Annotated in this window: 11 protein-coding genes; 2 read left to right on the plus strand and 9 right to left on the minus strand. The window is 33.4% G+C overall.

Going from position 1 to position 13,259, the window contains the following annotated elements; genetic code table 11:
* Positions 1-9: 9 nt before the first annotated feature.
* A complete protein-coding gene (gyrA, locus tag QWT87_RS02340) occupies positions 10-2,601 on the minus strand; it encodes a DNA gyrase subunit A (protein WP_302713239.1) in 2,592 nt (863 codons plus the stop codon).
* Positions 2,602-2,748: 147 nt separating this feature from the next.
* Between gyrA and QWT87_RS02345 the strand changes: the two genes are divergently transcribed.
* Positions 2,749-3,063: a DUF4286 family protein gene (locus QWT87_RS02345; RefSeq protein ID WP_302713241.1), complete on the plus strand. Its 315-nt coding sequence runs from the start codon at positions 2,749-2,751 to the stop codon at positions 3,061-3,063.
* 210 nt (positions 3,064-3,273) lie between these two features.
* Here the strand turns inward: QWT87_RS02345 and QWT87_RS02350 are convergent, their stop codons facing one another.
* From QWT87_RS02350 to uvrA, 8 genes are all read right to left on the minus strand, one after another.
* Positions 3,274-3,570: a hypothetical protein gene (locus QWT87_RS02350; RefSeq protein WP_302713243.1), complete on the minus strand. Its 297-nt coding sequence runs from the start codon at positions 3,568-3,570 to the stop codon at positions 3,274-3,276.
* 107 nt (positions 3,571-3,677) lie between these two features.
* The gene (locus tag QWT87_RS02355; RefSeq protein ID WP_185216958.1) at positions 3,678-4,172 is read right to left on the minus strand and encodes a GNAT family N-acetyltransferase; all 495 of its coding nucleotides are present in this window, start codon (positions 4,170-4,172) and stop codon (positions 3,678-3,680) included.
* Between the two features lie 2 nt (positions 4,173-4,174).
* Positions 4,175-4,687 (minus strand): DUF421 domain-containing protein, encoded by a 513-nt coding sequence (locus QWT87_RS02360; protein WP_273078301.1) that lies wholly within the window; start codon positions 4,685-4,687, stop codon positions 4,175-4,177.
* A 417-nt stretch (positions 4,688-5,104) separates the two neighbouring features.
* On the minus strand, positions 5,105-5,239 hold the full coding sequence (locus tag QWT87_RS02365; RefSeq protein WP_087710302.1) for a bacteriocin-like protein: 135 nt from the start codon (positions 5,237-5,239) through the stop codon (positions 5,105-5,107).
* A 146-nt stretch (positions 5,240-5,385) separates the two neighbouring features.
* The gene (locus QWT87_RS02370; RefSeq protein ID WP_087710304.1) at positions 5,386-5,790 is read right to left on the minus strand and encodes a hypothetical protein; all 405 of its coding nucleotides are present in this window, start codon (positions 5,788-5,790) and stop codon (positions 5,386-5,388) included.
* Positions 5,791-5,984: 194 nt separating this feature from the next.
* The gene (locus QWT87_RS02375; RefSeq protein WP_302713250.1) at positions 5,985-6,926 is read right to left on the minus strand and encodes an HNH endonuclease family protein; all 942 of its coding nucleotides are present in this window, start codon (positions 6,924-6,926) and stop codon (positions 5,985-5,987) included.
* Positions 6,923-9,139: an AAA family ATPase gene (locus tag QWT87_RS02380; RefSeq protein ID WP_302713252.1), complete on the minus strand. Its 2,217-nt coding sequence runs from the start codon at positions 9,137-9,139 to the stop codon at positions 6,923-6,925. Before QWT87_RS02380 ends, QWT87_RS02375 begins: the two co-directional genes overlap by 4 nt.
* Positions 9,140-9,215: 76 nt before the next feature.
* Positions 9,216-12,047 (minus strand): excinuclease ABC subunit UvrA, encoded by a 2,832-nt coding sequence (gene uvrA / locus QWT87_RS02385; RefSeq protein ID WP_302713254.1) that lies wholly within the window; start codon positions 12,045-12,047, stop codon positions 9,216-9,218.
* Positions 12,048-12,564: 517 nt separating this feature from the next.
* On the opposite strand from uvrA, the gene QWT87_RS02390 reads away from it, so the two are divergent.
* Positions 12,565-13,137: a Crp/Fnr family transcriptional regulator gene (locus tag QWT87_RS02390; protein WP_302713256.1), complete on the plus strand. Its 573-nt coding sequence runs from the start codon at positions 12,565-12,567 to the stop codon at positions 13,135-13,137.
* The last annotated feature ends 122 nt before the right edge of the window (positions 13,138-13,259 follow it).

Raw genomic sequence — 13,259 nt, forward strand, 5'->3', positions numbered from 1 at the left:
CAATATTAATTATTCTTCCGAATCAGAATTCTCAGTTTCCTCTGCCGGATTTTCATTTTCAGCTTGAGGAGCATCTGTATTGTCTTCCTGGTTATCAAATAGCGTTCCTACAACCCCTTCCTCATTTTCTTCAGATTCTTCTTCTACTTCTTTGTCCATTTCTACTTTTGCAATCGCAGCAATTTCGTCATTCTTTTTAAGATTGATCAGTCTTACGCCCTGTGTATTTCTACCCATCACTCTCATTTCGTCCATTCCCATTCTGATGGCAACTCCCGATTTGTTAATGATCATCAATCCATCTTCATCTGTTACGTTCTGAATAGCAATAAGATTACCTGTTTTTTCAGTAATATTCAGTGTAATTACTCCTTTTCCTCCCCTGTTGGTAATTCTGTAATCTTCTACCGCAGTTCTCTTTCCGTATCCTTTTTCAGACACTACAAGTACTGTTTCTTTTTCCACATCATTTACAACAATCATACCGATTGCTTCATCGTCTTCTTCCATGGCAATACCACGAACTCCGATCGACCCTCTTCCTACTTCTCTTACTTTTTCTTCAGGGAAACGGATACATTTACCGTTTTTCGTAGCAATCATGATCTGTGAAGTACCGTTCGTTAAATAAGCGCCTAACAACTGGTCATTGTCTCTGATCTCAATTGCATTCACCCCATTTACTCTAGGTCTTGAATATGCTTCCAGCGAAGTTTTCTTAATGGTTCCGTTTTTCGTTACCATCACAACGCTCATCTGGTTTACATATTCAGAATCTTTTAGGTTATTGGTTCTGATGTAAGCTTTGATCTTATCGTCCGGCTCAATGTTAATTAAGTTCTGTACCGCTCTTCCTTTTGCTGTTTTGGAGCCTTCCGGAATTTCAAATACTCTTAACCAGTAACATCTTCCTTTTTCTGTAAAGAAGAGCATATATTGGTGGTTGGTTGCCGAAACAATATATTCAAGGAAATCTGCATCTCTTGTAGTTGCGGCTTTGTTTCCTACACCCCCTCTGCTCTGGATTTTGTATTCTGATAATGAAGTTCTCTTAATATATCCTGCGTGGGAAATGGTAAGAACCACAGATTCGTTCGGAATAATATCTTCGATAGACATTTCCCCTCCTGAATAATCGATTTCGGTTCTTCTTTCGTCGCCGTATTTTTCTTTTACTTCAGTTAATTCATCCTTGATGATCTGGAATCTTCTTGGTTCGTTTGCCAGAATATCTTCCAAATCTGCAATTTCTTTCATAATTACATCATACTCATCACGGATCTTGTCAAGCTCCATTCCTGTTAAGCGGGCAAGACGTAAATCTAGAATTGCCTGAGCCTGAATTTCAGAAAGCTCGAAAGCTTCGATCAATCCTTCTTTCGCAGCCTGCGGATTGGCAGAGTGACGGATGATTGAAATCGCTTTATCTAAAGAATCCTGAGAACCGATCACCTTCATGAAACCTTCAAGAATGTGAGCTCTTTCTTTGGCTTTTCTAAGCTCAAACTGGGTTCTTCTTACGATTACTTCATGTCTGTGCTCTACGAAATGATGAATGATGTCTTTTAAGTTGAGCTGCTCCGGTCTTCCGTGAACCAATGCAATATTGTTTACACTAAAAGAGGTTTGAAGTGCTGTATATTTATAAAGTAAGTTCAGGACAACATTCGGGATCGCATCATTTTTAAGTTCATAAACAATACGAAGACCTCTTCTGTCCGATTCGTCTCTGATTTCGTAGATTCCCGGAATTTTCTCTTCTTTTACGAGTTCCGCAGTTCTTGCAATCATTTCCGCTTTGTTTACCTGATAAGGAACTTCGTTTACAATAATTGCGTTTCTGTTTCCAATTTCTTCAAAAGCTACTTTTGCTCTCAGAACTACTCTGCCGCGACCTGTATGGAACGCATCTCTAACGCCGTCGTATCCGTAGATAATTCCCCCTGTAGGAAAATCCGGAGCTATGATGTGCTGCATCAGTTCATCGATCGTAATTTCTCTGTTGTCGATATAAGCGCAGATTGCGTCTACAGCTTCCGATAGATTGTGCGGAGCCATATTCGTCGCCATACCTACTGCGATACCGGAAGTTCCGTTGACTAAAAGATTCGGAATTTTTGAAGGTAAAACTGTCGGTTCCTGTAAACTGTCGTCGAAGTTATTCTGAAAATCTACCGTTTCCTTGTCCAGATCCGAAAGAACCTCATCAGAGATTTTTTTCAGTCTTGCTTCTGTATAACGCATTGCTGCAGGCGGATCTCCGTCCATGGAACCGAAGTTACCCTGTCCGTCTACCTGCGGATAACGCAAGCTCCAGTCCTGAGCCATTCTTACCATTGCATAATATACAGAGAAGTCTCCGTGCGGGTGATATTTACCTAAAACGTCTCCAACAATTCTCGCAGATTTTAAATACTTTCGATTAGAAAAAACCCCTAATCCATACATACCGTAAAGTACTCTTCTATGAACGGGTTTCAAGCCATCTCTTACATCAGGTAACGCTCTCGAAACGATAACCGACATCGAATAATCGATATAAGATGACTTCATTTCATCAACAATGTTGATAGGAATCAGTCTTTCTCCTTCTTTTTGCATAAACAATTTTATTATAATGATAGTCAGACCCTTAGTTATACGTCTGAAAATTATTTTTTTTGTATTTTTATTAACGGGCTAATTTACGAAAAATTTGCCGATTTTTGCGGTAAAATTTATCTACAGAATCTTAAAAATTCATAAAATATGAGCATATTAAGCATAACGTTCCACTGCACAAAAAATAATCTTGAAGCTTGGGAAAATTACATGGATGAAACCCTGGTTTTAATGACGGAAAATCTGATGGACGTTAACCAATATATCCTTTCTGAAGTACACAGCGATTATATTGAAGAGGGAAAAAATTATAATCTCCTTCTTATTTTTGATAATGACGAGCTGAGAGAAGATTTCATCAAAAGCGAAATGGAAAATATTGCTGAAAGAATTGAAGCAAAATTCGGACAGGAAGTTATAATTTTCAATACTTTCCTGAATCCTAAGAAATCGAGGTTGTAAAGATTAAGGTTGAGATTGAGATTGAGATTGAGATTTAATAAAAAAGGCTGTATCATTATCGTTACAGCCTTTTTTATGTATATTATTAAAACTCTTTTTTAATGGATGAACGTTCAAAAATTAAATATGTAAGAGAATGAACGATTTGCCAAAGCTTAACATCTGTAAAATAAAAAAAGCACTGAAATTTCTTCAATGCTTATATTCTGTTTATAAATTAACAATAACTACAGGTCTTGCCGGATATACTCTTTGCGGTCTTGGAGCATAATATATCCTTCTTGCAGGTCTGTAATAATGTTTTTTATAATAATGTCTCGGTGGTTTGTGATACAATACCGTTCTGTAGTAAGTTCTTTTTGGTCCGTGATAATAATGTTTTTTTGGACCGTGACCATAACCATGTCCTCTTCCGTGACCATGACCTCTCTGTAAAGGAGCAGCATTGTACAGGGCAAAGGAAAAAACAATCAGGAATATTCCCAAAATTTTAGTCAGCATCTTCATAAATATATATTTTTCAAATTACATCATGAAAAATTACAATCCAAATGCCAATAATTAATTATTATTACTTTTATGTGAATATTTAAGAAACTTTAGTATTTTTTATGTTAAAATACTTTCTCACTTCTTCTTTCAAGCATAATTACATCTTTCCATTCACCATTCAGCTTACCTATTTTCTTTCTTGTTCCTACAATCCGGAAACCATTATTCTGATGTGCTTTCAGAGCGCCTTCGTTTTCCGGAAATATGTTTACCTGCAGCGTCCAGAAGCCGTGATCTTCGCTGTCGAGAATCATCTTTTTTAGCAAAACAGAGCCTAATCCTTTTCCCTGATAATCATTATCGAAATACACACTTACTTCAGCAACGCCTTTGTAGCTTTCTCTTTTGCTAACGGGTTTCAGCGCGCACCAGCCAACAACTTCGTTGTTTTCATTTTCCAAAACCCAGCGGCAGTCATTATAATAATCCATATTCCATGCTTCGGCAGTGGGAACGGTCGTTTCGAAGGTTGATTTTCCACCTTCAATTCCCTGTCTGAAAATCTCTAAAACTCTGGCTTCATCTTTCGGAAGCATTTCTCTAAGCTCGTAATTCATGGCTAATGATATTTTCGTTTGTTTTTTCTTTTAATTCTGGAATAATGGGTCTGCTTGCTTTTGTTATCCTCGGAAACCACACTGATGTTTCCATCCACTTCCAATACCGCAAGTCTTACCTCATCAATTCCTCCCACACCATGTTCTCTCACGGCTTCTTCCAGTTCATCGGAAGTTATTTTTACTTTGTTTAAAGCTTTTTCGTCTACTACTCCATCTTTAATAAGGATAACGGGATCTTCTTCCATGAAGCTTTTAAAAGCAGGACTTCTGAACATGAATCTTTTTAAGGTAAAATTAGCCGCAAAAAGAACCAGAGCAGCAATTAAACCTCCCTGAAGCGAGGTATCCTGTCCTACCATGGCATTCTGAACAGCATTGGAAATCAGGAGCAGCAGAACAACATCTCCCGCGTTAAGCTGCGAAAGCTGATTCTTCCCGAAAACACGGATTCCGATCACCATGAAAAGATAAACACAGAGCGAACGCAGAACAACATCTAAAATAGGATTCACAACAGTTTTTATTATACGATCAAATGTATAAATTTTTACCGTCTGTTTGAGAAGCTGGAAATAAAAAGTTTAGATTTACTCAAAGGGCATTTGCTGAAGCTGTTAAAACAAAAAGGTAGAAAACTTTATGAAATTTATATGTTTAGAAATTTTATCGCAAGATGTTCGGCGTTCCGTAGGAACGCTATCTTAAGAACGTTCATTTTACAAGTCTTTTGAAGAACAAAAATTGCTCGATTAAAAAAATCAATAGACTCAGCTATCATTTGCTGAGTGAACAGTTTATGCTGAGTTTGCCGAAGTACCGTTGCGAACAAAAAAAATATTTCCAATGATTTCAAAATAACTTTTGCGAACTTTGTGTTAAAAATTTTTGAAGCATAAAAAAAACCGCCTTCTAAAAAGCGGTCTGAATTGTTAAGGACATTGTGAAATCTGAGCTTCACTGCAAACAAGCTTGTTGATTCTTTCGCAGAAAACGCAGTATTGTTTTGGCTGTCCACCGTTTACTGATTTCAGATCTGTCTTGCTTAGCTTCTTCAAATTTTTCATATTGTTTTAATTTTGTCTCATTCAAATATATAACGAATATTTTTCTTAGTTATTACAACTTTATATTTAAAATTTTCATTATTTACACCTAAAATAAAAAAGCCATACAGAATTTGTATGGCTCAGTATAAAAGATTTTATGAATGTTATCTGTTGTTAATATCCACTCTTACAGGCATAACGTAGGTAGAAGCAATCATATTTTCGTTTAATTTTTTGCTGTCTACTCTGTAATGAAGCTTGCTTAAAACGTTTTCGATTTCTTTACTTACGTTCTTACAGTCTCCTTTGGAATGAACATTTACGATTTTTCCGTTTTCTGCAATATCAAATTTCACTTCCGAGTTTACAACTCCCTGCTTATAATCCTGATTGGTAAAGTCAAAATTCGCCATCAAAAGATTTCTTATTTCATTGAAAGCATCATTCTTATTCAACTGTACTTCCTGAATGGTATTGTTGTTTGCAGTCTGTGCTTTTGCCATATTCATTACTGTTGCGAATCCACAAACGAAAACTGAAGCGATTAATATCTGAATTTTATTTTTCATAACTCTTTGGTTTTAAATGTTATATTAAACTTATTTACTATTTCTTTACCAAAGATATATAAAATAATTTACAATAATTTCACATTGAGTTAACATTGAGTTAACATTAGAATTTAAATTATTGATTTTCAGGTGAATAAAATTTGAAAATTTTTTGAAAATTTAATATTGGGAGTTATATTATGCTAAGAAATTTAAGTTTTCTTTTTATAACCAATATCATCAATTAATAATATTTTATCAATAATATCTTTTTTAAACTTACTAAACGGTCTTTTATGGTAATTTTCTTCTTTTATTTCTATTCCAAAAACTAATCTATAAATTTCATCCTTACTAATTCTAAGACCCTGAAATGTATCTTGTGTCAAAATTTTTATATAATTGCTTGAATACTTATATCTCAAATCTAATAAATCTCTTAATTCTTTTTCAGCGTTAGCATTATATTTTTCATTTATCTTATTAAACTCTAAAGTTTTTCCAGTTTTTATACTTTTTTTGTATGCTTTAGCTTCAATTTTTAATGAATCTAATTTTTTATTGTAAAAGAAACTAAAATTAAACCCTTCATTATGTTCTTTAAAGTATGGATGAACATATTCATCTAATGCTTTGGACCAATCACCAGCTTTCCCTTTGATATGATTACAAGAATGGCAACTAGGTATTAAATTGTAAAAAGATAATGCTAATAGTGGAAATTCATTCTTTGGGTACCAATGATCCAACTCTGCTCTAGCATGAGTTTTACTGATATTTAATGTATAATTTCTATTGCAGTAGACACATGTGTCTACTCCTATTAAATTCAAAAATTCTTTTGAGTGATTCTTCTGAAAATTTTTATAGCCAGTTTCTAATAAAAAGCTTTTAATATTTTTAAGTTCATTTTTATTAATCGATAAATTTTTAAAGTCTTTATCTAAATTATATAGCTCAATAGGAATGCCTCCAATTAATTCTTTTTTATTATCATTTAAAAAATCTAAAAAATCTGTATTCAAATAAATTTTATTTTTGTTCTTTTTATCTCCTCTTTCTATATACTTTATCTTGACTATAGTATCAAAAACTTTTTCTACAATTATTTTGTGGTAATCAAAAGCACTTTTATTAAATTTTACGTAGATCATGATTTCTCAATTTTGTATCCTAATTCTTTAGCTAATTCTTTAAAAATTCTTTCTTTTCCGTCTTCTTCAAAATCTTCTGGAAATAGTTCAAAATATTTTTCTCTTAACTTATAATAAATGATTTGTTCGTCTATCATTTCAATAATTTTTTTATACTTTTCTCTAACTGAGTGTTCTAATTTTAATTTTTTATTTTTTTTATCTTCTTGATTATTCAACCAAATTATTACTTCTTCTATTTTGGATTTTGCAAAACTACCAGTTAAACCATTTAGAAAAAAACTATCCTCTAATAGTTCAGAAATATTTCCTGCAAAAGTGTTTTTCATACTAAAATCTTTAGGAATAGAAATATTATTTTCAACTTCAAGAAAAAGAACATTTTGTTTCGGGATATCAGACAAAATAAAAGGAGAATGAGTTATTAATAGAACATTTAAAAATTCATATCTTAAATCAATAGCGTTTAAACTATCTAAGAACCTTTTAATAAGATCTTTTTGAAATTGAGGGTGAGCATAAATTTCAATTTCGTCAAATATTAAATTTACATTTTTATAATATATAAGTTTTTTAAATTCCTTTGGCTCGCTTTCCAAATCACCGTGTAATGAAGTTACAGATTTTATATTTCTCAAATGGTATAATACAGAGTGTATTGAAAAAATAATCTGTTTTTCTCCTGAACTAAAATTTGAAAAATTATTATCAGAATATTCCTTATCAAATAAATATTCTAAATCAAAAAAGGAAGGTAAAATATGTCTTATATTGTAATTAAAATCGATTCGAAAATTTTCATTTTGTTTTTGGCTAGTACTTTTATACACATCTTTCCCGCCTTGGATAATTAGTTTTACCAAATCATCTATTTCTAACACTAATTTATCTTCATTTATATAATTAGTTTTAATAAAAAAAAGTGCTTGATTAAACTTATCCGTATTATGACTATTATCTCTATATAATGCTTTTAAATACTTTTTAAACTTTTCTTTTTTAAAATTAATTTTAAATGTTACAATTTCATTTTTATTATTTTCAATAAATAAATCATTAAAATCTTCATATACTAGATAATTTGTCATTTTTTTTAACTTTAACAATATGTAGTCTAAGTTATAGGCAAAAAAATTTTTATCTTGAATTTCTAATATATTATTGTCTTCATCTTGAAAAAAGATATCTAAAATTATTTTTAAAATTTCGATCTTTTCTAAGTATGATATATCAATTCTTAAATCACCTTGTTTTTCTTTACTTAGTAAAAATTTCTTTTTATTGAATTTTATATACACATGAGAAATTTCTTTCGTATCATTAATCTTTCTCAATGCTTTCTCTTTTAATATATTTATTAAAAAACGTGATTTTGATAAATCCTTCTCAATATTAATATCAATATTTCCATTATTTCTATAGGGATTAATAACCACTGGAAGTTGATATCCATCATTTTTATGAAATACTCCTTTTATCCATTCCCCTATTTCACTATTATTAAAACTATAATGTGAATAGTTAATAATTAATGAATAAACAAAGTCTTCTAAAAAATGATGTTTCGAATAATGATTTTTATATTCATCGTCTGTTAATAAATCTATTTCAAACTCTTTTCCTTTCAAAAATTTTTGATTAAGATTTTTACTATAATCAACGAAAGAGAATATACCATTTTTTATTCTCATTTGTCTAATAACTTCGGTTCGTCCTTGAAATTTTATTTTTTTATTTTCCTCATAAAGATTATTAGTATTTGTTAAAATGTAAAATTCAATATTGATTTTTGACAAATCATTTTTTAAACTACTTTTAATTTTGCTGACATTATCAAAAAAATTAGGACTCTTTTCATCATAAAGGTCTTCTGGAATAATAAAATCTCTTTTTATTTTCAAGGAAAAACTTACAATTGAAGCAATTAGAACTTCTATTAGAGTACTTTTACCGCTTCCATTTCGTCCAACAATCGCAGAAACATTAATATTCTTCCCAAAAAAATCTTTTGGTAATGTATCTTTAACCTCAATTCGTTCAATATCTTTAATTGATTTAATATCTATTTTATAATTAAAATCATCAATTCGATCTTCTCCATTGAAAAACTTATAGTCATTATAAAACTTATAAATTCTTCCTTCTTCTAAATTCTTAAGAAATTTCGGATTACAACCATCCAAAGGTCTAATTGCTAAAAGTTTAAAGCTCATAGTTATTCGTTTCCCCAAAAGTAAATAAAAAAACCGCAACATAAATTGCGGTTTTCCATAAGATATTTATATAATTTTACTCCAACTCCCTCTTCAAAAACTTCCCCGTCAAACTCTTCTTCGACTTCACAATTTCCTCGGGCGTTCCCTGTGCAACGATCTGTCCGCCGTGTTTTCCGCCTTCCGGACCAACGTCGATGATATGATCGGCTAATTTGATCACATCCATATTATGTTCGATGATGATGAAGGAATTTCCTAATTCTACCAATTGGTTAATCGCATCCATCAAAATCTTTACATCTTCAAAATGCAGTCCTGTTGTGGGTTCGTCGAGAATATATAAAGTGTTTCCGGTTTGTCTTTTTGCCAGTTCTGTGGCTAACTTGATGCGCTGCGCTTCTCCTCCCGAAAGTGTGGTCGACTGTTGCCCCAACGTAATATAACCTAAACCGACATCCTGCAACGTTTTCACTTTCGCAAAGATCTTCGGAATCGGCTGGAAAAATTCCACTGCTTCATCAATCGTCATATCCAGCACATCGGAAATCGATTTTCCTTTGTAACGCACTTCAAGAGTTTCCCTGTTAAAACGTTTTCCGTTGCAGGTTTCACAGTGAACGTACACATCCGGTAAAAAGTTCATTTCAATTACTTTCAAACCGCCTCCCTGACAAGTTTCGCATCTTCCGCCTTTTACATTGAAAGAGAATCTTCCCGGTTTATAACCACGGATTTTACTTTCCGGCAATTCTGCAAAAAGATTTCGGATGTCGGTAAACATTCCGGTGTAGGTTGCAGGATTCGAGCGCGGCGTTCTTCCGATCGGAGTCTGGTCTACATCTACGATTTTATCGATGTGTTCAAGACCTTCAATTTTTTTATACGGCAAAGGTTCCTGAACCGCCCTGTAAAAATGTTTGTTTAAAATCGGATACAATGTTCCGTTGATAAGCGACGATTTTCCGCTTCCTGAAATCCCCGAAACTACCACCAGTTTTCCCAGAGGAATATCCAGTGTTACGTTTTTCAGGTTATTTCCGCTTGCTCCTTTTAAAACAATATTTTTTCCGTTTCCTTTACGTCTTTCCGCAGGAACTTCGATCTTTCTTTTCCCGTTAATATATTGTGCCGTAATCGTATCTGCTTTTACCAGATCCTTCGGTTTTCCCTGCCACATAATTTCTCCGCCAAATTTTCCGGCTCTCGGACCGATATCCAAAACCTCATCGGCTTCCAGAATCATATCTTTATCATGCTCTACCACCAAAACAGAATTTCCGATATCCCGAAGATTCTTTAAAGAATTAATCAATCTTTCATTGTCTCTCTGATGCAGTCCAATAGAAGGCTCGTCTAAAATATAGAGAACATTCACCAATTGAGAACCAATCTGCGTAGCCAGACGAATTCTCTGAGATTCTCCACCCGAAAGCGTTTTTGAACTTCTGCTCAGGCTTAAATAATCTAAACCAACGTCTAATAAAAACTGAAGTCTGGTTTCAATTTCCTTTAAAATTTCATGCGCAATGATGGCATTTTTCTCAGAAAATTTATCCTTAACATCAGCAAGCCAGTCCTTTAAATCAATTAAACTTAAAGCATTAACTTCCGCAATATTCTTTCCGTCGATTTTAAAGCTTAAACTCGAAGGCTGAAGACGGGTTCCTTTACATTCAGGACAGGTTTCTTCCGTGGTAAAATGTCTTTCCAGCAGAATCGCTTCATAAGATTCCCTTTCTTCGATAATTTCTTCCATGAAAGGAATCAGACCGTCAAAGCTGATCTTGATTTTCTTGGTAATTCCGGCGTATTTTAAATCTTTGTTGAATTCTTTATGACAGCCGTTATAAATATAGTCTAACGCTTCTTCCGGAATATCCTGAATCGGAGTTGCCATTCCTAATCCGAAAATTTCTAATATATTTTTGATCTGAGAAAGTACCCATTTATTAGACTTCAAGTCTTCCAATGGCAATAAACCACCCTGATTGATGGATAATTTCGGATTTTCAACAAAATAATCCGTATTGATTTTCTTAATGGTTCCCAAACCTTTACAGCTCGGGCAGCTTCCTTTCGGAGAGTTGAAAGAAAACGTATTCGGTTCCGGCAAAGCCAGTGAATGACCGGTTTCGGCATCCATTAAATTTTTAGAAAAATATTCGATGTCCTTCGTTCCCAGTTTCTGAATTCCGATCAGTCCCTCTCCCATTTCCATCGCCGTACGAAGAGATTTTTCCATTCTCGCTTCAGAAGCAGATTCCCCGATAATCCAGCGGTCGATGACGATGTCGATATCGTGGGTTTTATAACGGTCGAGTTTCAGATCATATTCAATATCCTGCAGTTCACCGTCAATTCTTGCCTGTCCGTATCCTTTTTTTGCCATCTGCACAAAAAGTTCGTGGTAATGTCCTTTTCTGGATCTTACCACAGGCGCCATCAGCATGATTTTTTCCCCTTTATAATTTTCTTTGATGGTTTCTAAAATTTGTTCTTCGGTGTAGCTTACCAGTTTTTTTCCTGTGGTTTGAGAATACGCATCAGAAACTCTGGCAAACAAAAGACGAAGGAAATCGTACAGTTCCGTCACGGTTCCTACCGTAGAACGCGGGTTTTTGTTGGTAGTTTTCTGTTCGATGGCAATTACAGGAGACAAACCTTCTATTTTATCGACATCGGGACGCTCCAGACCTCCCAAAAACTGTCTTGCATACGCAGAAAACGTTTCGATATAACGGCGCTGACCTTCCGCAAAAATCGTATCAAAAGCCAATGACGATTTTCCGCTTCCCGAAAGTCCTGTAATCACGACCAGTTCGTTGCGTGGAATTTTTACATTGATGTTTTTAAGATTATGTTCACGTGCGCCGTAAACTTCTATATATTCTGTTGATTTACTCATAATTTGGGGTGATTTTACCTGAAAATCACGATGTGCAAAATTACGGAAATTTTGGCAATTTTCAGTGTTAAAAAGTGTTAGTTTATCCTTACAAAAATGATGCGAAATTATTCGGAAGCCATTTGTTTTTTTAATGGTCTTAGAAAATTATTATGACAACTGTACCACAAAAAATTTACTCTTCATGAATCTCTGATTACTTATTGTAATTTTTCACAATAATAAGATTAGTCTTTTTAAAGCAAAACTTGTTTAAATTAATTTCAGAATTAACCGCAAAAGGGAAAAAAAATGATGGTAAAGCTAATTTCTGTAATAATCAAAGCACTCAAAAGAATGAAAATCAAAGATTTTTAAAAACTATGGTGAGCTTTTCATTGATAATGATCAACTTAATAAAAAATTTAGTAGATCTGTTGTGGCTTTTGCGGTTAAATAAAAGTGTAAACAGACTTACAATTTCTGTATTCAGATTCTTCAGAATTTTAATTACTTTTACACCGGATAAAGCATTATCATGAACCGACTGAGAGAACATATCGAAGCCATTACACCGCTTACAGACGAAGAGTTTGAATATGTCAAAACTTTTTTCACTTTAAGAAAAGTCCGTAAAAACCAGTTCCTGATTCATGACGGAGACGAAGTTAAATATGAATTTCTTGTTCTTGACGGAATTTATAAAGTCTATTATATTGATGAAAACGGCAAAGAACATATTCTTCAGTTTGCCAAAAAAGACTGGTGGATGTCCGATTATATAGGATTTTTTAAACAGCAAAATTCCAAAATGTTTATCGAATGCCTGAAAGAAGGTGAAGTGGTAAGTCTTACCCTTGAAGGAAGAAATAAACTTGCAGCAGATCTTCATAAGATGGATCATTTCTTCAGAATTAAATTAACAAACGGTTATATTGCGCTTCAACAGAGAATTATGATGCTTTTGTCGGGAACACCGCAACAGCGTTATGAAGAATTTGTAAGATTGTATCCTGATCTGATTTCGGAAGTTCCTAAAAAATATATCGCAGAATATCTTGGCGTAAGCAGGGAAACTTTAAGCAGACTGTATTCTAATACCAATAAGTAGTTTTTAAATTTTTCACTCAGCGAAATCTTAATGAAATGCATTTCCAGCATTTTTGTCATCCTGAAAGTATCTTAGCAATAATGGTTATAAGAGACTCTTCGACAGGCTCAGAGTGACACCGC

Source organism: Chryseobacterium urinae (assembly GCF_030518295.1).
In the GTDB taxonomy this organism is placed as follows: Bacteria; Bacteroidota; Bacteroidia; order Flavobacteriales; family Weeksellaceae; genus Chryseobacterium; species Chryseobacterium mucoviscidosis.

Excerpts from the sequence above, each read along its gene's own strand:
- gyrA (WP_302713239.1), bottom strand. The coding sequence starts at position 2,601 with ATGCAAAAAGAAGGAGAAAGACTGATTCCTATCAACATTGTTGATGAA.
- QWT87_RS02345 (WP_302713241.1), top strand. The coding sequence starts at position 2,749 with ATGAGCATATTAAGCATAACGTTCCACTGCACAAAAAATAATCTTGAA.
- QWT87_RS02350 (WP_302713243.1), bottom strand. The coding sequence starts at position 3,570 with ATGAAGATGCTGACTAAAATTTTGGGAATATTCCTGATTGTTTTTTCC.
- QWT87_RS02355 (WP_185216958.1), bottom strand. The coding sequence starts at position 4,172 with ATGAATTACGAGCTTAGAGAAATGCTTCCGAAAGATGAAGCCAGAGTT.
- QWT87_RS02365 (WP_087710302.1), bottom strand. The coding sequence starts at position 5,239 with ATGAAAAATTTGAAGAAGCTAAGCAAGACAGATCTGAAATCAGTAAAC.
- QWT87_RS02370 (WP_087710304.1), bottom strand. The coding sequence starts at position 5,790 with ATGAAAAATAAAATTCAGATATTAATCGCTTCAGTTTTCGTTTGTGGA.
- QWT87_RS02375 (WP_302713250.1), bottom strand. The coding sequence starts at position 6,926 with ATGATCTACGTAAAATTTAATAAAAGTGCTTTTGATTACCACAAAATA.
- QWT87_RS02380 (WP_302713252.1), bottom strand. The coding sequence starts at position 9,139 with ATGAGCTTTAAACTTTTAGCAATTAGACCTTTGGATGGTTGTAATCCG.
- uvrA (WP_302713254.1), bottom strand. The coding sequence starts at position 12,047 with ATGAGTAAATCAACAGAATATATAGAAGTTTACGGCGCACGTGAACAT.
- QWT87_RS02390 (WP_302713256.1), top strand. The coding sequence starts at position 12,565 with ATGAACCGACTGAGAGAACATATCGAAGCCATTACACCGCTTACAGAC.